The 21,520-nt window shown below is 73.6% G+C and carries 16 protein-coding genes and 1 pseudogene; 10 read left to right on the forward strand and 7 right to left on the reverse strand.

From position 1 onward, the window contains the following. Positions 1-256 precede the first annotated feature (256 nt). From lanKC to ACGFW5_RS27630, 4 genes are all read left to right on the forward strand, one after another. On the forward strand, positions 257-2,815 hold the full coding sequence (lanKC, locus tag ACGFW5_RS27615; protein ID WP_393837002.1) for a class III lanthionine synthetase LanKC: 2,559 nt from the start codon (positions 257-259) through the stop codon (positions 2,813-2,815). A 53-nt stretch (positions 2,816-2,868) separates the two neighbouring features. Further along, the gene (locus tag ACGFW5_RS27620) at positions 2,869-3,009 is read left to right on the forward strand and encodes a SapB/AmfS family lanthipeptide (protein WP_393837003.1); all 141 of its coding nucleotides are present in this window, start codon (positions 2,869-2,871) and stop codon (positions 3,007-3,009) included. An 87-nt stretch (positions 3,010-3,096) separates the two neighbouring features. Continuing rightward, entirely contained in the window at positions 3,097-4,752 is a 1,656-nt protein-coding gene (locus ACGFW5_RS27625) for an ABC transporter ATP-binding protein (RefSeq protein ID WP_393837004.1), read from the forward strand. Then, positions 4,752-6,524, forward strand: a complete 1,773-nt coding sequence (locus ACGFW5_RS27630; RefSeq protein ID WP_393837082.1) for an ATP-binding cassette domain-containing protein — start codon at positions 4,752-4,754, stop codon at positions 6,522-6,524. The genes ACGFW5_RS27625 and ACGFW5_RS27630 overlap by 1 nt, the downstream gene beginning before the upstream one ends. On the opposite strand, the pseudogene ACGFW5_RS27635 reads toward ACGFW5_RS27630, so the two are convergent. Both ACGFW5_RS27635 and ACGFW5_RS27640 read right to left on the reverse strand, forming a co-directional pair. Further along, positions 6,447-6,995, reverse strand: a pseudogene (locus ACGFW5_RS27635) (LuxR C-terminal-related transcriptional regulator); the annotation flags it as partial. The gene ACGFW5_RS27630 and the pseudogene ACGFW5_RS27635 sit on opposite strands and share 78 nt — an antisense overlap. Positions 6,996-7,864: 869 nt before the next feature. Beyond that, on the reverse strand, positions 7,865-8,491 hold the full coding sequence (locus tag ACGFW5_RS27640; protein ID WP_393837005.1) for a TetR family transcriptional regulator: 627 nt from the start codon (positions 8,489-8,491) through the stop codon (positions 7,865-7,867). 235 nt (positions 8,492-8,726) lie between these two features. Between ACGFW5_RS27640 and ACGFW5_RS27645 the strand changes: the two genes are divergently transcribed. The 4 genes from ACGFW5_RS27645 (at position 8,727) to ACGFW5_RS27660 (ending at position 12,808) form a co-directional block, all read left to right on the forward strand. After that, complete coding sequence (locus ACGFW5_RS27645) at positions 8,727-10,052, forward strand: glycosyltransferase family 4 protein (RefSeq protein ID WP_393837006.1); 1,326 nt, start codon at positions 8,727-8,729, stop codon at positions 10,050-10,052. Between the two features lie 147 nt (positions 10,053-10,199). Further along, positions 10,200-10,955: a methyltransferase domain-containing protein gene (locus ACGFW5_RS27650; RefSeq protein WP_393837007.1), complete on the forward strand. Its 756-nt coding sequence runs from the start codon at positions 10,200-10,202 to the stop codon at positions 10,953-10,955. After that, positions 10,952-12,028, forward strand: a complete 1,077-nt coding sequence (locus ACGFW5_RS27655) for a prenyltransferase (protein WP_393837008.1) — start codon at positions 10,952-10,954, stop codon at positions 12,026-12,028. The genes ACGFW5_RS27650 and ACGFW5_RS27655 overlap by 4 nt, the downstream gene beginning before the upstream one ends. A gap of 183 nt (positions 12,029-12,211) precedes the next feature. Next, positions 12,212-12,808 carry a hypothetical protein gene (locus tag ACGFW5_RS27660; protein WP_393837009.1) on the forward strand — a complete coding sequence of 199 codons (597 nt, stop codon included), beginning with the start codon at positions 12,212-12,214 and terminating at the stop codon, positions 12,806-12,808. 32 nt (positions 12,809-12,840) lie between these two features. Here the strand turns inward: ACGFW5_RS27660 and ACGFW5_RS27665 are convergent, their stop codons facing one another. The 5 genes from ACGFW5_RS27665 to ACGFW5_RS27685 all read right to left on the reverse strand — a co-directional run bounded on the left by ACGFW5_RS27665 (position 12,841) and on the right by ACGFW5_RS27685 (position 17,870). Beyond that, entirely contained in the window at positions 12,841-13,851 is a 1,011-nt protein-coding gene (locus tag ACGFW5_RS27665) for an LLM class F420-dependent oxidoreductase (RefSeq protein ID WP_393837010.1), read from the reverse strand. Between the two features lie 109 nt (positions 13,852-13,960). Next, positions 13,961-14,824, reverse strand: coding sequence for a hypothetical protein (locus ACGFW5_RS27670; protein WP_393837011.1), 864 nt, complete (start codon positions 14,822-14,824; stop codon positions 13,961-13,963). A 145-nt stretch (positions 14,825-14,969) separates the two neighbouring features. Beyond that, positions 14,970-15,938 (reverse strand): N-acetylmuramoyl-L-alanine amidase, encoded by a 969-nt coding sequence (locus tag ACGFW5_RS27675; RefSeq protein WP_393837012.1) that lies wholly within the window; start codon positions 15,936-15,938, stop codon positions 14,970-14,972. Between the two features lie 153 nt (positions 15,939-16,091). Beyond that, a complete protein-coding gene (locus ACGFW5_RS27680) occupies positions 16,092-16,685 on the reverse strand; it encodes a class I SAM-dependent methyltransferase (protein ID WP_393837083.1) in 594 nt (197 codons plus the stop codon). A 201-nt stretch (positions 16,686-16,886) separates the two neighbouring features. Further along, entirely contained in the window at positions 16,887-17,870 is a 984-nt protein-coding gene (locus ACGFW5_RS27685; protein WP_393837013.1) for a zinc-binding alcohol dehydrogenase family protein, read from the reverse strand. Positions 17,871-18,074: 204 nt separating this feature from the next. On the opposite strand from ACGFW5_RS27685, the gene ACGFW5_RS27690 reads away from it, so the two are divergent. After that, positions 18,075-20,237 carry an acyl-CoA dehydrogenase gene (locus ACGFW5_RS27690; RefSeq protein WP_393837014.1) on the forward strand — a complete coding sequence of 721 codons (2,163 nt, stop codon included), beginning with the start codon at positions 18,075-18,077 and terminating at the stop codon, positions 20,235-20,237. Positions 20,238-20,263: 26 nt separating this feature from the next. Further along, positions 20,264-21,451 carry a lipid-transfer protein gene (locus tag ACGFW5_RS27695; RefSeq protein ID WP_393837084.1) on the forward strand — a complete coding sequence of 396 codons (1,188 nt, stop codon included), beginning with the start codon at positions 20,264-20,266 and terminating at the stop codon, positions 21,449-21,451. The last annotated feature ends 69 nt before the right edge of the window (positions 21,452-21,520 follow it).

The following is a 21,520-nucleotide window of genomic DNA, read 5'->3' on the forward strand; positions in this document are numbered from 1 at the left end:
ATAGCTCCGCTATCACGACGTTCCGGCGCCTTGCGATGCACCGCACCAGGCGCCGCACCCTGACCGACCCTGATCCACCAGACACCCCCTAGCCCTTCTGTTCGATCCCTGCGAACACAGGTTGATCCATGCGTAGCGCATGGTGACCTGATGACAGGCGTGACTGTTCCGCCCCTTCGGCGCCGTGGAAAAGTCGTGGCCACGCCGTCGAGGGGGAGCAGCCAACTCGATGTGATGACATCGAGGGGGAGGCACGATGGACAAGCGGTACGAGGTCTTCTGTCTGGCGGACAGGAATTTCTACGAGACCCCGGACCGCTTGGCCTCCTCGCGCACCGGTGCCCGTGTGCCGCTCTTCGAGACCGCGCAGCGCACCGCACCCGACGGATGGACCTCCCAACTCGCCGGTGACTGGCTGCACTTCAGCCCGGAGGACATACCGGGGCGCAGAGCCCTTCCGCAGCAGGGCTGGAAGATCCACGTCTCCGCCTGTCTGGACAACGCCGAGAAGATCGCGGAGCTGGTGTGGGACTACTGCGTCCCGCGGACCGTCCCGTTCAAGTTCGTGCCCGGACGCCGGCCCCTGCATCTGCGCAACTCCAAGTACGCAGGCCGCGGCTCCAGCGGGAAGTTCGCCACGATCTACCCGGCCGACGAGGACCAGTTCCGCTCCATACTGGAGGAGTTGGGCGCCCTGCTCGCCGGTGAGCCGGGCCCGTACATCCTCAGCGATCTGCGCTGGGGCCAGGGCCCGCTCTACGTCCGCTACGGCGGCTTCACCAAGCGCCACTGCGTCGACGAGAACGGCACCCTGGTCACCGCGATCGAGAACGCCGACGGGACGCTCGTGCCCGACCGCCGCGACCCCGTCTTCCACCTGCCGGACTGGGTCGCCCTGCCCGGCTTCCTCGCGCCCCACCTCGCCGCCCGCAACGCGACCGGCACCGGCGATCTGCCCTACCGCATCGAGCGCGCCCTGCACTTCTCCAACGGGGGCGGCGTCTACGCCGGGACCGACACCCGCACCGGCGAGAAGGTCGTCCTCAAGGAGGCCAGGCCCCACGCCGGGCTCGCCGCGGACGGCGCCGACGCCGTGACCCGCCTCGAACGGGAAAGAGCCGCCCTGGAACGGGTCGCCGGGACCGGCGTCGCACCCGCCGTGCGCGACTGGTTCACCCTCGGCGAGCACCGCTTCCTCGTCATGGACTTCCTCGAAGGGCGCTCCCTCAACTCCTTCTTCGCCCACCGCCACCCGCTGATCGGCGTCGAACCGGACCCCGAGGCGGTGGCCGCATACACCCGGTGGGCCCTGCGCATCGTCGCGTCGACCGAGGACGCGGTGGCCGCCGTGCACAGCCGCGGCATCGTCTTCAACGACCTGCACCTGTTCAACATCATGGTCGACCCCGACGAACAGGGCGTACGGCTCCTCGACTTCGAGGCCGCGCTGCCCGTCGACGACCACCGCGGCCAGTCCATGGCGCACCCCGGCTTCATCGCGCCGCTCGACCGCAAGGGCTTCGACGTGGACCGCTACGCGCTGGCCTGCCTGCGCATCGCGCTGTTCGTACCGATGACGAGCCTGCTGGTGATCGACCGGACCAAGGCCGCCCACCTCGCCGAGATCGCGGCCTCCCAGTTCCCCGACCTGCCCGCCGGCTACCTCGAAGAGGCGGTCGGGGTGATCGAGGGGGAGAGCGCGCCCGGCGCCGGCCGGCGCGCGCTCGTCGAGCCGGGCGACTGGCCCGCGAGCCGCGACTCCATGGTGCGCGCCATCCTCGCCTCCGCGACCCCCGAGCGTGACGACCGGCTCTTCCCGGGCGACATCGCCCAGTTCACCGAGGGCGGCGGCCTCGGCCTCGCCCACGGCGCCGCCGGAGTGCTGTACGCGCTCGCCGAGACCGGCGCCGCACGCCATCGCGAGGGCGAGGAGTGGCTGCTCGCGCACACCGCGCCGCCGCCGTCGGGCACCCCGCTCGGCCTGTACGACGGGCTCGCCGGAGTCGCCTTCGTCCTGGACCGGCTCGGGCACAGCGAACGGGCCCACGAGCTCATCGCGGCCGTCCTCGCCGAGAACTGGCAGCGCCTCGCGCCCGAACTGCACGGCGGTCTCGCCGGACTCGGCCTCGTACTGGACCACCTCGGCTACAAGGAACAGGCCTGGGAGGCGGCCGAGTTGCTGCGCGGGCGCGCCGTCACGGGCCGCCGCGCGGGCCTGCTGCACGGCGCCGCGGGACCCGCACTCTTCCTGCTGCGCCTGTACGAGTCCACGGGCGATCCCACCCTGCTCGACCGGGCCGCCGAGGAACTGCGCCGCGATCTCGACCGCTGCGTCACCAACCCGTCCGGCACCCTGGTCGTCAACGACACCACCCGGACCCTGCCCTACCTCGGCGGGGGGAGCGTCGGCATCGCCGCCGTCCTCGACGACTTCCTCGCCCACCGCCCCGACGAAACGTTCCGCGCGGCGCGGGAGCAGATCCTGCCCGCCGCCCGCTCCCGGTACTACGCGCAGCCCGGCCTGTTCAACGGGCGCGCCGGGATGGTGCTCCACCTGGCGAGGACCGGGGCGCCGCGCGCCTGGACCGACGAGCAGATCCGTTACCTCGCTTGGTTCGCGCTGCCCTACCAAGGCCACCTCGCCTTCCCCGGCGACCAGATGATGCGGCTCTCGATGGACCTCGCGACCGGCACCGCGGGCTGCCTCCTGGCGCTCGGCGCGGCCCTCGCCGACCGGCCCGTCGCCCTGCCCTTCCTGGCGCCCGCCCCCGCCGCCCCACCGGGCGGCCCCACGAACGGCCCCACCCGGGGCTGAACCAACCCCGTCCCCACGGACGGCACCGCACATCGCCGACAAAGGAGAATGCAATGTCCCTTCTCGACCTGCAGAACCTCGACGTTGAGCTCGACATCGACGAGGGCGACGGCGGCCACGGCGGCCACGGCGGCGGCAGCGCGCTCAGCCTGCTGCTCTGCGACAGCGTCGCCAGCCTGACGCTCTGCCTGTGATCACTGCTTGATCCGCTGAAGCTGTGATTGACGCGGCCCCGCCCGGCACCGCTCGCCGGCCGGGGCCGCCGCACGCGGGAGGCCGCCTTGCTGTTGCGTGAGACCGTCCGGCAGAGCGCCGGCCCCGGCACCCTGATCCTGCTCCTGAGCTGCGCCTCGGCCGGCGCCGGGCTCGCGCTGCCCGCGGCGCTCGGCCGCGCCCTCGACCTGGTCCTTGGCGGACGGCAGACACAGGCCGGGCCCTGGATCGCCCTCTGCGTCGCCCTCACCGTACTGGCGGTGCTCGTCGGCGCCCTCGAATCGGCCGTCACCGCCACCGCCACCGCCCGCAGCGCCGCCTGGCTCCGGCGCCGCGTCCTTGGCCACGTCCTGGACGCCGGTACGCAACAGGTGTGCTCGGAAGGCGAGTTGGTGGCCCGCATCGCCGGCAACGCGGCGCAGGGCGCGACCGTACCCGTCTCCCTCGCCGGCGCCCTCGCGGCCATCCTCACTCCGGTCGGCGGCCTCGTCGCACTCGCCCTCACGGACTGGCCGACCGCGCTCGTCGTGCTCGCCGGAATGCCCCTGTTCGCCCTGCTCCTCAAGGTGTTCGTACGGGGCTCCGGCGCCAGCAGCGCCGGCTACCTGCGCACCCAGGGCGAGATCGCGGGCCGGCTGCTCGAAGCGGTGCGCGGCGCCCGCACGATCGCCGCCGCCGGGCACCCCGAGCGCGACACGGAGCGCGTCCTCGCCCCCCTGCCCGAACTCTCCCGGCAGGGCCACCGCATGTGGGAGGTCCTCGGCCGCTCCACCGCCCAGGCCGCGGTGCTCCTGCCGCTGCTCCAACTCGCGGTCCTCGCGGTCGCCGGACTGCGCGTCGCGCACGGCGATGTGAGCGTCGGCGGCCTCCTCGCCGCCTGGCGCTACGCGGCGCTCGCCACCGGCACCGGCGCGCTGGTCGGCATGGCCAACACCCTGACCCGCGGCCGCACCGCGCTGGCCCGCCTCCAGGACGTACTCGGCGCCCCCCGCACCACGTACGGGAGCGCACAACTGCCGCCCGGCACCGGCGAGTTGATACTGCGCGACGTGGTCCACGGTCCGCTGCGCGGGGTCGACCTGACCATTCCGGGCGGATCCGTCGTCGCCGTCGTCGGACGTTCCGGCAGCGGCAAGTCGGCGCTCGCCGCCGTCGCGGGCCGTCTCGCCGACCCCGAGTCGGGGACGGTGGCCCTGGACGGCGTGCCGCTGCCCCGGCTCGCCCGGGCGGAACTGCGCCGCGCCGTCGGCTACGCCTTCGCCAGGCCCGCCCTGCTCGGCGGCACGGTGGGCGCCACCATCGCCTACGGAGCCGACGACCCCGGGGCCGCGGCGGTGCGGGCCGCGGCCCGCACGGCCTGCGCCGACGACTTCATCCGCAGGATGCCCGCCGGGTACGACACGCCCTGCGCCGACGCCCCGCTCTCCGGCGGTGAGCACCAACGCCTCGGCCTGGCACGGGCGTTCGCCCATCAAGGACGGCTGCTGATCCTGGACGACGCCACATCGAGCCTCGACTCGGCGACCGAGCTCAAGGTGTCCAAGGCCCTGCTGCACGGCGGCGGCACACACCTGATCATCGCCCTGCGCGCCTCCACGGCGGCCCGGGCCGATCTCGTGGTGTGGCTGGAGGACGGCCGCCCGCGCGCCGTCGCGCCGCACCGCGAACTGACCCGGCTCGCCGACTACCGGGCCGTGTTCGAGGAGGCCGACGCGTCGTGCTGATGAGCCTGCTCGGGCGGCGCAAGCGGGTGCTGCTGCGCCTTGCCGGATGGTCGCTGCTCGAATCCGCCCAGACCTTCCTCCTCGGCTTCGCCCTGGCCCGCGCCCTGGACGACGGCTTCCTCGCGGGCCGCGCCGCCACCGGCACCGGATGGCTCGCGGCGGCCGCCGCAGCGGTGCTCGTCGGCGCCGTGGGCACCCGCCGCGTGTACGGCGCGGTCGCCGCGTTCGTGGAGCCCGTACGGGACGAACTCGTCCGGGCGGTGGTGACGCGCGGGCTGCGCGAGGCCGACGACGCGGCCCTGTCCCGCCTCACCCAGCAGGTCGAACTGGCCCGCGACACCCTGTCCGGGCTCGTCCTGGTCGCCCGCACCTTCGTGTTCACCGCCGCCGGAGCGCTCTTCGGTCTCTTCGCCCTCGCGCCCGTGCTGCTCGCCGTGGTCGGGGGCCCGCTGGCCGTGGGGCTCGTGGTCTTCGCCGTGACACTCGGGCCGCTGGCCCGCCGCCAGGAACGATTTCTGGCCGCCGACGAACGCCTGGCCGCCGAACTCGGCCTGACCGCCCATGGGTTGAGGGACATCACCGCATCGGGCGCCCAGGAGCGGGCCGCCGCGAGCGCCGGGGCCCGCATCGACGACGAGTACCGCGCGGCGCGCTCGCTGGCGTACTGGGGGGTGGCGCGGACCTTCGCCGTGGGCATCGGCGGACAGCTCCCCCTGGTCCTGCTCCTGGTCGCCGCGCCCTGGCTGCTGCGGCACGGGGTCACCGCGGGCGGCCTGGCCGGCGCGCTCGCCTACCTGACCCAGTCGCTGCTGCCCGCCCTCCAGGCGCTGGTGCACGGCCTCGGCGCGTCGGGCGCCCGGCTGACCGTCGTCCTGCGCAGGCTCACCGCCGGGCAGGCGGACCGCCCGGCGAAGTTGCCGCATCCGGACGGGGCGTGGCCGGTGCGGCTGAGCGAGGTCGTCTTCGCGTACGGGCCGGGGGCCGCCCCCGTCATCGACCGGCTCGACCTGGCCGTGCCGGCCGGTGAGCGGCTGGCCGTGGCCGGGCCGAGCGGCATCGGCAAGTCGACGCTGCTCGCCCTGATCGCCGGGGTGCTGCGGCCGGACGCCGGAACGGTGGCCACGGGCTGCGAGCGGGTGCTGGTGCCGCAGGAGGCGTACGTCTTCACCGCCACCCTGCGCGAGAACATCGGCTACTTCAGCCCCCGGCCACCCGATGACCAGCGGCTCGCGGCCTCGGCTGACGCGGTCGGCGCCGGACCGTTGCTGGCCCGGCTCGGCGGGCTCGACGCCGTGCTCGACCCCGCGGGGCTCTCCGACGCCGAGCGCCAGCTGATCGCGCTCGCCCGGGCCCACGCGGCCCCCGCCCCGCTCGTCCTGCTCGACGAGGCGACCTGTCATCTGGATCCGGCCGCCGAGGCGCGCGCGGAGCGGGCGTTCACCGGGCGCACCCTCGTGATCGTCGCCCACCGCACCGGGTCGGCCCGGCGGGCGGACCGCGTACTCCTGATGGACGGGGCCCGCGCCGAACTCGGCACCCACGAAGAGCTGTTGGGCCGCTCCGCGTTCTACCGCGACCTCACAGGGGCCGGCCCCGCGCACCCGTCCCCCTCACACCCATCCCTCCCCCTGGGAGATCCTGATCGCGTCGACGCGGTTGCGCGCCCCCGTCTTGCGGGTGATGGCCGCCATGTAGTTGCGTACGGTGCCGTTGGACAGGTGGAGCCGGAGCGCGATGTCGGAGACCGAGGCGCCCTCCGCGGCGAGGGATAGAACACTCAACTCGCGTCGTGTGAGCGGCATTTCGGCCGCCCTGAGAAAGCTGAAGCCGAGGGAGTCGTCGACGAAGCGTTTCCCTTCGGCCACCTGTCTTATCGCGAACACCAGCTGCTCGGGTGTGCCTCCCTTGTCGACATAGCCGCGGGCCTGGGCGTCGGCGGCCCGTTTCAGCGGTCCCGGACGGTGGGCGTCGGCCAGCACCAGGAGCCGGCTCTTGCCGGTGCCGGGGCGACAGCCGGTCAGTTCGCCGAGCGGTGCGATTCCGTAGGACTCCGAACAGTCCAGGTCGGCCGCGCAGACGTCCGGGCTCAGTAATCGCGCCAGCGCGGGGGCGCCGCGCCACGCCGCGTGGTGGACCTCCAGGTCGGGCTCGCGTGTGAGGCGGTCGGCCAGCGCCGATCGCAGAAGACACGCGTCGTGCACGAGAAGTACCCGGATCACGTTTCCAGCTCCTTTTGGTCCCATCGCCACCGGCGCCTTCAGTGGGCACGCAACGATTCTGGGCGGCGGTTACCCCTGACATGGACCGGGCGAACAGATCGGTGGGGGGCACTGGGGGCGCGCACCAGCGCACGCGGGGCGCGGTACGCGCCGCGAGGGCGCATGCCGCGGGGGCGCCCCCGGCCCCGGCCCCCCTCCCCACCTGGGCTCCGCCCCGACCCCGCCCGCCCACCGGGGGGCGCGTCCCCCCGTCCCGGGCGGGGTGCGGATGGGCGGCGCTACAAGGGCCCCGTGCCCCTGGGCACCCCGCCTGTCGGCCGCGGGCCGTGCGGGGTTGCTCGCGCAGTGCCCCGGGTGTGGGCGGCGTTTTGGGGGTGGCTTGCCCTTGTAGGGGCGCGGGGAACTGCGCGCTCGGCCCCCGCCGGGCCGGGGGTGTTCTCGGAGCGTTGGGCCGCGGGCCGTGCGTGGCTGGTCGCGCAGTTCCTCGCGCCCCTGGGGGGCTGGGTGCTGGGTGGCGTTGCAAGGGGGCCAGCGTTCCTGGGGGGTTGGGTGCTGGGTGGCGTTTTGGGGGTGGGCACGCCCTGTAGGGGCGCGGGGGACTGCGCGCTCGGCCCCCGCCGGGCTGCGGGTGTTCTCGGAGCGTTGGGCCGCGGGCCGTGCGGGGCTGGTCGCGCAGTTCCCCGCGCCCCTGGGGGGCTGGGTGCTGGGTGGCGTTGCAAGGGGCCCCGCGCCCCTGGGGGTTTGAGTGCTGGGTGGCGTTTTGGGGGTGGGCACGCCCTGTAGGGGCGCGGGGAACTGCGCGCTCGGCCCCCACCGGGCCGCGGGTGTTCTCGGAGCGTTGGGCCGCGGGCCGTGCGTGGCTGGTCGCGCAGTTCCTCGCGCCCCTGGGGGGCTCAGGGGGTGTTGGGGTGCGGCGGGGTCGTCAGGTCGATCAGTTTGCAGACCGTCTCGATGTCGATCTTGACCTGGGCGATGGACGCACGGCCCGAGAGCCAGGTGATCAGGGCCGAGTGCCAGGTGTGCTCGATGACCCGGACGGCCGAAAGCTGCTCCGGCGTCGGACGGTCGAGCCCCATCGCGTCCAGAATGATCGCGGTGGTCTGCCGCGAGACCGTGTCCACCTCGGGGCTGACCGAGCGGTCCGCGAAGGTCAGGGCCCGCACCATCGCATCCGCCAGATGCGGCTCACGCTGGAGCGCGCGGAAGGCCCGCATGAGGGTTTCGGCCACCCGCTCCGCCGAGGCCTCGCCGGACGGCGGGTGCTTGCGCAGCGTGCTGTGCATGTGCTGGAGCTGGTCCTGCATCGTGGCGACCAGGAGATGGATCTTGGAAGGGAAGTAGCGGTACAGGGTGCCGAGCGCGACCCCCGCGGCCTCGGCCACCTCACGCATCTGGACCGCGTCGAAGCCGCCCCTGCTGGCCAGCTGGGCGCTCGCGTGCAGGATGCGACGGCGGCGCGCCTCCTGGCGTTCCGTCAGGGGAGGCGAGGCCGTGGTGGCCGCCTTGGCTTCCGCTGTCATGTGTACCGTTCCGTTTGTCCGGTTCTCCGCCACGGTCGTCGGCGGCCCAGCATGGCAGGGGCCCCGCCGTGGCGCGAATCACCTGATCCGGCCCTTACAGTCGCACTACCTGCCGGTAGATTCGATGCTCCTTGAGTGATCAAAGCATGCTCAAGAAGGAACAAGTCTGGAACTTGTTCTAGATTAGCGCGAGCGGTTACGCTCCGGCGAAACGCAGTGATGAAGGGGGCCCCGAGTGACCGCTGAGGCCATAGAGGCAAGCCCCCGCACCGGGGACGCCGACCGCGCGGGCGAGCGCCCGCTGCGCATCGCGCTCCTCACGTACAAGGGGAACCCGTTCTGCGGCGGCCAGGGCGTCTACGTCCGCCACCTCTCGCGCGAACTGGCCCGGCTCGGGCACCACGTCGAGGTCATCGGCGCCCAGCCCTACCCCGTGCTCGACGAGGGCGTCCCCCTCACCGAGCTCGCCAGCATGGACCTCTACCGCTCGCCCGACCCCTTCCGTACGCCCGCACGGGACGAGTACCGCGACTGGATCGACCACCTGGAAGTCGCCACCATGCGCACCGGCGGCTTCCCCGAGCCGCTGACCTTCTCGCTGCGCGCCCGGCGCCATCTGGCCGCCCGCCGTGGCGAGTTCGACGTCGTCCACGACAACCAGACCCTCGGGTACGGGCTGCTCGGCGACATCGGCGCGCCCCTGGTCACCACGATCCACCACCCCATCACCGTCGACCGCGCGCTCGAACTGGACGCGGCACCCGACTGGAAGCGCCGCGCCTCGGTCCGCCGCTGGTACGGCTTCACCCGCATGCAGAAGCGGGTCGCCCGCCGGCTGCCCTCGGTGCTCACCGTCTCCGGCACCTCCAAGGGCGAGATCGTCGACCACCTCGGGGTGCGCGAGGACCGCATCGAGGTCGTGCACATCGGGGCCGACACCACCCTGTGGTCGCCCGATCCCGCCGTCGCCGAGGTGCCCGGCCGGATCGTGACCACCTCCAGCGCGGACGTACCGCTCAAGGGCCTGGTCTTCCTCGTCGAGGCCCTGGCCAAGGTCCGCGCCGAACACCCCGACGCCCACCTCGTCGTCGTCGGCCGGCGCGCCGAGGACGGCCCCGTCGCCCAGGCCATCGAGAAGTACGGGCTGGGCCACGCCGTCGAGTTCGTCAAGGGCATCACCGACGCCGAACTCGTCGACCTCGTACGCTCCGCGCAGGTCAGCTGCGTACCCTCGCTGTACGAGGGCTTCTCGCTGCCCGCCGCCGAAGCGATGGCCACCGGCACCCCGCTGCTCGCCACGACCGGCGGCGCCATCCCCGAGGTCGCGGGCGCCGACGGCGAGACGTGCCTCGCGGTGCCGACCGGCGACGCGGGCGCGCTGGCCGCCGGGCTCACCCGGCTGCTCGGCGACCCGGCCCTGCGCCGCCGCCTCGGCGCGGCCGGACGCGAACGGGTCCTGGAACGCTTCACCTGGCGCCGGGCCGCCATCGGCACCGCCGACCTGTACCGCTCCGCGATCGCCGCCCAGGGCCGCCCGTCGGCCCGGAAGGCAGCCAGGTGATCCCCAGCGGTCACCCCGGGCGCCCCGCGCCCGCCCGCACGGGCCGCCACGCGCCCGGCCGCACCCCGGCCCCCGGGGGCACCCGGTGACCCGGCGTCCCCCCACCCCCGGCCGAACCCATCCCCCCGTCCGCGAAAGCAGGCATCCGTGCTGACCGTCGACTTCTCCCGCTTCCCGCTCGCACCGGGCGACCGCGTGCTCGACCTGGGCTGCGGCGCGGGCCGGCACGCCTTCGAGTGCTACCGGCGCGGCGCCCAGGTCGTGGCCCTCGACCAGAACGGCGAGGAGATCCGCGAGGTCGCGAAGTGGTTCGCCGCGATGAAGGAGGCCGGCGAGGCACCCGAGGGCGCCACCGCCACCGCGATGGAGGGCGACGCCCTCAACCTGCCCTTCCCCGACGCATCCTTCGACGTCGTGATCATCTCCGAGGTCATGGAGCACATCCCCGACGACAAGGGCGTGCTCGCCGAGATGGTCCGCGTCCTGCGGCCCGGCGGCCGCATCGCGGTGACCGTGCCGCGCTACGGGCCCGAGAAGGTGTGCTGGGCGCTCTCGGACGCCTACCACGAGGTCGAGGGCGGCCACATCCGCATCTACCGGGCCACCGAGCTGATCGGCAAGATGAAGCAGGCCGGCCTCAAGCCGTACGGCTCCCACCACGCGCACGCGCTGCACGCGCCGTACTGGTGGCTGAAGTGCGCCTTCGGCGTCGACAACGACAAGGCGCTGCCGGTGAAGGCGTACCACCAGCTCCTGGTGTGGGACATCATGAAGACGCCCGGCATCAGCACGCTCACCCGGCTCGCCGAGCGGGCGCTCAACCCGGTCGTCGGCAAGAGCTTCGTCGCGTACGCCACCAAGCCGCACCTTCCCGCCGTCGCGGAAGAGAGCGCCGCCAAGTGACCTCTCCGGAGCGCACCGAACACCTCGTCCTGCCCGGGGTGCTCACCGCCGGGCAGGCCGGGCAGACGGTCGCGGCGCTGCTCGCGGCGCAGCGCGCCGACGGCGCCATCCCCTGGTTCCGCGGCCACCACCTCGACCCGTGGGACCACACCGAGGCGGCGATGGCCCTGGACGCGGCGGGCGAACACGCCGCCGCCGCACGGGCCTACGCGTGGCTGGCCCGGCACCAGAACGCGGACGGTTCCTGGTACGCCGCCTACCACGACGGCGAGCACGACAAGGTCACCGACCACGGCCGGGAGTCCAACTTCGTCGCCTACATCGCCGTCGGTGTCTGGCACCACTACCTCGCCACCGGCGACGACGCCTTCCTCGACCGCATGTGGCCCGTCGTCCTCGCGGCCGTCGAATGGGTCCTCGCCCTCCAGCAGAGCGGCGGGCAGATCGGATGGAAGCGCGAGGAGGACGGCACCGCCGTCAACGACGCGCTGCTCACCGGCAGTTCGTCCGTGCACCATGCGCTGCGCTGCGCGCTCGCCATCGCCGATCAGCTCGAAGAGCCGCAGCCCGACTGGGAGTTGGCCACCGGCGCGCTGGCCCACGCCATCCAGAACCACCCCGAGCGCTTCCTCGACAAGTCGCGCTACTCCATGGACTGGTACTACCCCGTCCTCGGCGGCGCGCTGACCGGCGCCGACGCCAAGGCCCGCATCGAGTCGAGGTGGGACGCGTTCGTGGTGCCCGGCCTCGGCGTGCGCTGCGTGCTGCCCAACCCGTGGGTCACCGGCGGCGAGAGCTGCGAACTGGCCCTCGCGCTCTGGGCGATGGGGGAGTCCGACCGCGCCCTGGACGTCCTCCAGTCCATCCAGCACCTGCGCGACGAGGCATCCGGCATGTACTGGACGGGTTACGTCTTCGAGGGCGACCGCGCGGTGTGGCCGGAGGAGCTGACGACGTGGACGGCGGGCTCCCTGCTGCTCGCGGTGGCCGCGCTCGGCGGGGACGAGGCGACGGGCGCGGTGTTCGGCGGGGACCGCCTGCCCAGGGGCCTCGCGCCGTCCTGCTGCGGCTGAGTCCGCCTGCCCAGGGGCCTCGCGCCGTCCTGCCTGCGGCCGAGCCCCGGCGTCCTGCCGCGCCCGGACGTCCGGAGCCCGTCCGCCGCACGCGACGCGCCCCGTACGGAGTCGCCCGGGTGGCGCAGTGCGACGGTGCGGGTGAGGCTGCCGGGGAGGCAGGAACATCCCCCGGAGGTCATCGTGCCCAGTACGTTCCCCATCCGCCGCATAGTCGTGGCGGTCGTCCTCTCGTGCGCCGTCCTGGTGTCGACGACCGCCTGCTCGGGTGAGACCAAAGCCACCCAGAGCGCCGCCCTGACCGAGGCTGACAGCGGCGCCGCCCTGACCGCGGCGGACAGCAGCGCGTCGCCGACCGCGTCGGCCGAGCACCAAAAGCTCGCCAAGACGCGCTTCGTCGCCAATGCCGGGCTCGCCGCCGGCGCCGCCTACCAGTGGATCGTGAAGCCGTTCAAGGCGGGCAAGTTCAAGAAGGGCGCGAAGGGCCGCACGTTCGCCCTGGTCAAGGCCGGTCTGGCCGGCGCGTTCACGTACAACCGCCTGAAGGCCGCGACCGAGAACGCCAAGGGTGACCCCCTGCTCTCCAAGGCGGTGGCCCCGCTCACCTCCGGCATCGACTCGCTCAAGAACCTGGGCAGCAAGCTGCGCAAGGGCGACGCGAGCGACGCGGACGTCGGCATGTTCGAGAACGTGATCAACAAGGTCAAGGGCGCGGGCAAGGACGCGGGCGCGCCGGTCACGGACAAGGTGCCCTCGGCCGGGCAGCTCAGCGGCGGCTGAGGCTCCGGGCGGCGCGCCGCGGGTGTCGAGCCCTACCCGGTGAGATCCGCGAGCGTGCGCAGGGTCGTCGGGTCCGGTGACGTGACAAGGAGGTCCGTCACCGGGCCCGCACGCCACAACTCCAGCCGCTCGGCGATGCGTTGGCGCGGCCCGACCAGGGAGATCTCGTCGGCGAAGGCGTCCGGCACGGCCCGTACGGCCTCGTCGCGCCGGCCCGCGAGGAACAGCTCCTGAATGCGGCGGGCCGCGTCGCCGTACCCCATGCGCGCCATCAGGTCGGCGTGGAAGTTGCGGGCGGCGTGCCCCATGCCGCCGATGTAGAACCCCAGCATCGCCTTCACCGGGAGCAGGCCTTCGGCGATGTCGTCGCACACGTGGGCCCGCACCATGGGCGCGACCAGGAATCCGTCGCGCAGCCCCGTCAGGGAGGCCGCGTACGCGTCCGTACGGGTCGGCGACCAGTACAGCGGGAGCCAGCCGTCCGCGATGCGGGTGGTCTGGGCGATGTTCTTGGGGCCCTCCGCGCCCAGGAGTACGGGAATGTCCGGGCGCAGCGGGTGGGTGATCGCCTTGAGCGGCTTGCCGAGGCCCGTGCCGTCCGCGCCGCGGTACGGATGCGCGTGGAAGCGGCCGTCCAGCTCGACCGGGCCCTCACGGCGCAGCACCTGGCGGATGACGTCGACGTACTCGCGGGTCGCGGTGAGCGGGCTCGACGGGAAGGGGCGCCCGTACCAGCCCTCGACGACCTGCGGCCCCGAGAGCCCGAGCCCCAGCATCATCCGGCCGCCCGAGAGGTGGTCCAGGGTGAGGGCGTGCATGGCGGTGGCGGTCGGGGTGCGCGCCGCCATCTGTGCGACCGCGGTGCCCAGCCGGATGCGGGAGGTGTGCGCGGCGATCCAGGTCAGTGGGGTGAAGGCGTCCGAGCCCCATGCCTCCGCCGTCCACACCGAGTGGTAGCCGAACTCCTCGGCCGCGCGGGCCAGTTCGAGGTGGGCGGGGTTGGGGCCGCGGCCCCAGTAGCCCAGTGCGAGCCCCAGACGCATGTGCCGTCCCCTCCCTCGGTGACCTGACGGTCCGTCAGGGGACTGTAGGGCAACGGCCCCCCGCCCGGAAGGGGCGAGGGGCCGTGGTGAGGTGCCGTGCGCGGGCGGATCAGCCGCGCTGGATGCCCGTGGTGTCCTGGAGGACGCCGCGGCGGCCGTCCTGCGTCTGGGCGACCAGGCCGGGACCGCGCTGGTCGACGGCCAGGTACCAGGTACCCGGGGCGAGTTCGGCGATCGGGGTCGGCGAGCCGTCCTCCGCGTACAGCGGGCGGGCGACGGGGACCGCGAACCAGAACGGGGCGAAGTCGCCGGCCGGGGCGGCGGCAGCGGCGGGCTGCGCCTGGCTGTCCTTGTTCAGGTCCGGGGCCGGGGCCTGCGCGCCGAAGGGCTGGGCCTGGGCCTGCGGCTGGCCGCCGAGGCTCGGGTCGCCGGGCTGGGCGCCGTAGGGCTGCTGCGCGGCGCCGGGGTAGCCGTAACCACCGGCGGGCTGGGCCGCACCGGGGTAGCCGTAGGCGGCCTGCGGGGCGGCGGCCGGGCTCGGGGTGCCCATCAGCGGCGCCTTGAGCGCGCCGACGAGCGGCGAGGCCACAGCGCCCGCGGCCAGCACCAGCGCGGCGATGAGGCCGAGGATCATGCCGGCGCCGGAGTCATGGGCGTCGATGATCGTCCAGAACGCGGTCCACGCGGCGAAGACGGTGAACGCGACCCCGAACTGCGTGAGGTCCAGGCCCGCCACCTTCTTCGGCTGCGGCAGCGAACGGCCGACGACGACCAGCACGGCACCGATGATGCCGGCCAGGAACATGCTCATCAGGAGCGAGAGCGAGTCCCAGGCGTTCGGCTCGTCGATGCGCGGGCAGTACGGCCCGGTGCAGCCGGGAGCGGACGAGAGATTCAGGAACGAGGCGATGAACAGCAACACCGCTGCACCGATCACCACGCCGTCGCCTCGTGTGAGGGAGCGGATGTTCACGTAAAAGTCCTCTTTTGTGTCGTCTCGTCGGGGCGGTCATCGCTGCCGCCGGTGTACGTGCACACGGCGTGAAGCTCTAGGTGGTTCCCCCTGTAGGGGAAGAATCTATCGTCTGGATCTGTGCGCCGTGCGGCGGGTCGGGAGCCTACCCGCCCAGGAACGCCGTAATGCCGTCGGCGATGCCCTGGGCTGCCTTCTGGTGCCAGTCCGCACTCTTCAGAAGCGCCGAATCCCGGGAATCGCGCATGTTCCCGCACTCGATGAACACCTTCGGAACGGTCGACAGGTTGAGCCCGCCGAGGTCGCTCCGGACGTCGAGGGCGGTGCCGTCGCCCACGTAGTTGGAGGCGTTCATGCCCGTGTCCAGGACGAACTTCCCCGCGATCCGCACACCGAGTTCACGCGAAGGCCCCACGATCGGCGCGGTGTCGGCGGCGCCGCCCTTCACCTTCGCGGGCAGGATGACATGGAAGCCGCGCTGGCCCTGGGCCGCGCCGTCCGCGTGCACCGAGACGACGGCATCGGCCTTCGCCTCATTGCCGATCCGGGCCCGCTCGTCCACACACGGGCCGAATGTCCGGTCGCCGTTCTGCGTGAAGACGACCTTCGCGCCCTGCTTTTCGAGGATTGCCCTGATCCGGTGCGACACATCCAGGGTGAACTCGGCTTCCGTATAACCGTCGTTGGTCTCGGTGCCGGTGGTGTCGCATTCCTTCTTGTTCGTTCCGATGTCCACCGGCTCATTGATCTCTTGCGTATGCCGGAAATTATTCGGATTGTGACCCGGGTCGATCACGACGGTCTTTCCGGCGAGCGGCCCGGCGCCCGGTCCGCCCTGGGGCGGGGCCGACGCAGTGGCGGAGCCGGAGCGCGGGGTGCCGGTCACCGTGATGGTCGCGGTGCCGGCCCCGGGGCGCGCGGACTGCTCGGTCCGGCTGGGCAGGGGCAGCACCTGGGCAGGCTTGTCGTCCTGCCCGCCGGGCCCGCCCAGCGCCTGCCAGACGAGCCAGCCCGCCAGGGCGGTCGGCGCGAGCGCGGCGAGGGCGAGGAGGGCCCGGCGGCGCCCGCGGCGCGACCGGCTGTCCGGATTCGATGACTCGCTGTCGTACGACACGGGTGCGATGCTAGGGCCTGCCCGGCGGATCCCGCCTGGGACGCGCGGCCCCGGTCGCCCGGGGGCCCGGCGTCGCGAGGCGCCCCGCCGCGCCTTGGCGGAGTGCGGCGGGCCGGACGCCGGCGGAGTGCGGTGGCCGGACGCCGCGACGCCTCACAGCGCGGCGGACGTCCGGCGCAGCACGCGCAGCGAGTCGGTCGCGGAGACCTCGGTGAACGCGCCCGACTCCAGGGCCCGCAGATAGACGCGGTACGGCGCCTGCCCGGTGAACTCGTCCACCGGGTCGGGGAAGACGTCGTGAATGGCCAGGGTGGCGCCCTCGGCGAGCTTCGGCGCCCACCCCTCGTAGTCGGCGCCGGCGTGCTCGTCGGTGTGCCCGCCGTCGATGAACACGAAGCCGAGCTGCCCGCCCCACACCCGCGCCACCTGCGGGGAGTGACCGACCACGGCGATCACGTGGTCCTCAAGACCGGCGGCGTGCAGGGTCCGCCGGAAGGTGGGCAGCGTGTCCATCCGCCCCACCTCGGGGTCGACGACCGTCGGGTCGTGGAAGTCCCAGCCCGGCTGCTGCTCCTCGCTGCCGCGGTGGTGGTCGACGGTGACCGCGACCGTGCCGCTCGCGCGGGCGGCGTCGGCGAGCAGGATCGTGGAGCGCCCGCAGTAGGTCCCGACCTCCAGGAGCGGCAGCCCGAGGGCCCCCGCCGCGGCGGCCGCCTCGTACAGCGCCAGTCCTTCGCGTACGGGCATGAAGCCCTTGGCCGCCTCGAAGGCGGCCAGGATCTGCGGCTCGGGAGTGGCCACGGCCCGGCTCCTTGGGGTCGTAGGTGTGCGGTCGCTCCATGGTGCCGTACGGAGCGGGGGCGGCAGCGGGCGGGCGGGGCCTGCGAGGCCCCGCTGTGCCGTCCCGTGCGCGGGTGCGCCGCCGGGCGGTCCCGCGGGGCCCGCGTGTCAGAGCGCCCCGACGGTCAGGACCAGCTTGCCGGTGGTCCGCCCGGATTCGATGCGGCGGTGTGCCTCGGCGGCCCGTTCCAGCGGCAGGACCTCGGACTGCACCCGCAGGGTTGTCTGGGCCGCGGCCTGTACGGCGCGGCGCAGGGCGAGCCCGGTGTCCTTGGGGAAGGCCGCGGCGAAGGCGGCGAGGTTGAAGCCGGAGACGGTCTTGTTGGTGAACCACAGGTGGTTGGCCGGGATGGCGACGTCGTCGGCGCCCGAGGCGTTGCCCATCACCACCAGGCGGCCCATGGGGGCCAGCCGGTCCAGGCTCGCGGCGCGGGAGGGGCCGCCGACCATGTCGACGACGATGTCGAACTCGCCTGCGTCGGCGATCCGGTCGCGCAGGATCACCTCGTCGTAGCCGAAGCCCTTGGCGGTCTCGATCTTCGCTTCGCTGCCGACCGTTCCGACCACGTGGCCGGCCCCCAGCAGGCGTGCGGCCTGGCCGAGTTGGCTGCCCACACCGCCCGCCGCGGCATGGACGAGGACCCGCTCTCCGGGCTCGATGCGCGCCACCCGGTCCAGGACGAGGAAGGCGGTGGTGCTGTTGGAGGGGAGCGCCGCGGCGACGCCGAGGTCGATGCCGAGGCCGTCCAGCGGGGCGACCAGGTCCGCCGAGGTGACCGCCACCTCGGCGTATCCACCGCCGTCGACGATCGTCAGAGCGGCCACCGGCTGGCCGGCCCGCAGGCCCGTGACGCCCTCGCCGAGGGCGCGGATGCGGCCGGAGACCTCGATGCCGGGAACGAAGGGCAGCGGCACATCGACCACCCCGCGCCGGTAAAGGACCTCGGCGAAGTTGGCGCCCGCATGACTCACGTCGATGGACACCTGGCCGGGGCCCGGCTCGGGCACCGGCATCCGCTGGACGCGGAGCACGTCGGCCTCGCCGAACTCGGGGATGGTCACTGCCTTCATGTGCATGTCGTTGATGTTCATGACAGTGATCATGCCCGGGCGCCGCGACGGTGGGCAGTGCCGGCTCATCCTGGGCGTGACACCACCAGGCTGCGCGCCCGTGCGCCGCCCCGCGGCGCGGCGACCGCACCGCGTGCCCACCGGAGACCTCACCTGACCTTCCGTCAGATTGAAACGTGTTCTACTCTTGCGCCGTTCCGGGTCCGGCGACGGGTGAGGGCGTACATGGGCATCGCGGTCACGCAGGAGGAACGCCAGCTCGCGGAGGCGGTACGCGGGCAACTGGCGCGGGCCGTGCCGATGGAGGAGGTGCGCGCACTCGTCGACGGGCCGGGGCCCGCCGACGGCCGGCCGCCATTCTGGGACGGGCTCGCGGAGCAGGGGCTGCTCGGCATCCACCTCGGCGAGGAGTTCGGCGGGGGCGGGCTGCCCGAGCTCGCGGTCGTCCTAGAGGAGGCCGGGCGCGGGCTGCTGCCGGGCCCGTACCTGCCCTCGGTGCTCGCCGCCGAACTGCTCCGCAGGGCCGGGCGCCACGACGCCCTCGTCGCGGACGTCGCCGAGGGCCGCAGGACCGCCGCCGTGGCGCTCGGCGAAGGCACGCTGACCGCCGTCGCGTGCGAGGGCGGCTGGCTGCTCGACGGGTCCGCGCCGCCCGTACTGGCCGCGCACCAGGCCGAGTTGGTGGTCCTCGCGGCCACGGCGCACGACCGGACGCTGTGGTGCGCGGTGGACGCCACGGCCCTGCGGATCACCCCGCACCGCGGCGCCGATCCGACCCGCCCCACCGCCGGGGTGCGGGCCGAGGGCGCCGTGGTGGCGCGGGACCGCGTCCTGGCGGTCGACGCCGCCCTGGTCCACGACCTCGCCGCCCTGCTGTTCGCCGCCGAGTCCTGCGGCACCGCGGCCCGCGCGCTGGACATGGCCGTCGCGTACGCCAAGGTGCGCAGGCAGTTCGGGCGGCCCATCGGCCGGTTCCAGGCGGTCAAGCATCTCTGCGCGGACATGCTCGTACGCCTCGAACAGGCCTGCGCGCTGGTCTGGGACGCGGCCCGCGCCATGGACGAACCCGCGGACGTGCGGGGCCTTGCCGCCTCGCTCGCCGCGGCCACGGCCCTCGACGCCGCCCACACCTGCGCCAAGGACTGCGTCCAGATCCTCGGCGGCATCGGCTTCACCTGGGAGCACGACGCGCATCTGTATCTGCGCCGGGCCCTGGTCGCCCGCCAGCTCATCGGCGCCGGGGATGCCCACCGGCTGCGGGCCGCACGCCTGGCGTGCGGGGGAGCCCGCCGGGAACTGCGCATGGCGCTGCCGCCCGAGGCGGAGAACTTCCGGGGGCCCGCGCGTGCGGCCGCCGAGCGCGCGCGGGGCCTCGGCCCGGCCGCCGCGCGCCGCGCCCTCGCCCCCACCGGGTACGCCGCCCCGCACCTGCCCGCCCCGTACGGGCTGGGCGCGGGGCCGCTCCAACAGCTGGTGATCCAGGCCGAGTTGAAACGGGCCGGGGTCACCCTGAGTGAGCTCGGCACGGCGACCTGGGTGGTGCCCTCGCTCCTCGCGTACGGCACCGGCCCCCAGCAGGACCGCTTCCTCGCCCCCACCCTGCGCGGCGAGCTCCGATGGTGCCAGCTGTTCTCCGAGCCCGACGCCGGCTCCGATCTGGCCTCACTGCGCACCCGGGCCGAGCGCACCGCGGTCGGCGGCTGGCGGGTGACCGGCCAGAAGGTGTGGACGAGCGCCGCGCAGGGCGCCGACCACGGCATCCTGCTCGCCCGCACCGACCCGGCCGCCCCCCAGCACAAGGGGCTCACCTACTTCCTCGTCGACATGAAGCGGACCGAGGGCATCGACATCCGTCCCCTGAAGGAGATCACCGGCCACTCCCTCTTCAACGAGGTCTACTTCGACGGGGCTCTGCTGCCCGCCGACGCCGTGGTCGGCGAGGTGAACGACGGCTGGCGTATCGCGCGCAACACCCTGGGCAACGAGCGCGTCCACATGGCCGACCAGGTCGCCTTCGACACCGGACTCGAAACGCTGATCGACCGGTCCGGGGAGCTCGACGGGGCGTACCGGGCGCGGATCGGCGCGCTGGCCGCCGAGGCACACGCGCTGGCCTGCATCGGTCTTCGGACCACCATGCGACAGGTGTCCGGCCTCGAACCGGGCGCGGGGGCCGGCGTCCGCAAGCTCATCCAGACCCCGCACCAGCAGAAGGTCGCCGAACTCGCCCTGGAACTCCTCGGCCCCGAGGGCGCGTCCGCCGAAGGACCCGGCGAGCGGGCGGTGCACGGCTTCCTCATGTCGCGCTGCCTGACCATCGCGGGCGGCACCACCCAGGTCCAGCTCAACGTCGTCGCCGAGCGCATCCTCGGCCTGCCCCGAGACTGAAGGGTCTTGTTGTCGTGAAGAGTGCGATGAAGAGTTACGTCGTCGGTGTCGGCATGACCAGGTTCGAGAAGCCGCAGTCCCGCGACTGGCAGTACTGGGACATGGCGAAGGAGGCGGGGAGCGCGGCGCTCGCGGACGCGGGCATCGGCTACGGCCTCGTCGAACAGGTCCCGGCCGGCTACTGCTTCCAGGCGTCCACGGCGGGCCAACGGGCCGTCTACGAACTGGGGTTGACGGGCGTGCCCGTCTACAACGTCAACAACAACTGCGCGACCGGGGCGAGCGCGCTGATGCTGGCGCGGCAGTTCGTGGAGGGCGGCGTCAGCGACTGTGTCCTCGCGCTCGGCTTCGAGAAGATGAAGCGGGGCGCGCTCGGCGGGGGATCGGACGGCGGTGACTTCGCGACCTCGCCCGTGGCCCGCCACTACGGCGTCATGGCGGCGCGCCACGGCTTCGAGATGACGCCGCCCACCGCGCAGATCTTCGGCAACGCGGCGCGCGAGCACATGGAGCGGTACGGGACGACCCCGGCGCAGCTGGCCGCGGTGGGCGCCAAGAACCACCGGCACTCGGTGAACAACCCCAACGCGCAGTTCCAGGACGCGTACACGGTGGAGGAGGTCCTGGCGGCCAGGACCATCCACCGTCCCCTCACCAAGCTCCAGTGCTCACCGACATCGGACGGCTCGGCCGCGGCGGTGGTGGTGTCGGAACGGTTCGTGGAGCGGCACGGGCTCGGCGACAGGGCGGTCGAGATCGCCGGCCAGGCGATGACGACCGACACCGAGGAGTCGTTCGCGTCCGGAAGCTGCATCGACGCGGTCGGCGCCCCGATGTCCAGGGAGGCCGGCCGTCAGGCGTTCGCCGGGGCGGGCGTGGGCATCGAGGACGTCGACGTCATCGAGCTGCACGACTGCTTCTCCATCAACGAGCTCCTTACGTATGAGGCGTTGGGGATGTGCGCGGCGGGGGAGTCGGGCAAGCTCGTCGAGTCCGGGGCGACGACGTACGGCGGCCGCTGGGTGGTGAACCCGTCCGGCGGCCTGATCTCGAAGGGCCACCCGCTCGGCGCGACGGGCCTCGCCCAGGCGGCCGAGCTGGTGTGGCAGCTGCGCGGCGAGGCGGGCCCCCGCCAGGTCCCGGGCGCACGCATCGGGCTCGCCCACAACATCGGGCTCGGCGGCGCGGCGGTGGTGACGGTACTGCGCCGCTGACTCCGCCCTTCCCTGCCCCGCCCCGCGCTCCCCCCTGTAGGGCACCCGGTGCCGGGCGGTGGCGCCCGT

This window comes from Streptomyces sp. NPDC048416 (assembly GCF_043200435.1).
GTDB lineage: Bacteria > Actinomycetota > Actinomycetes > Streptomycetales > Streptomycetaceae > Streptomyces.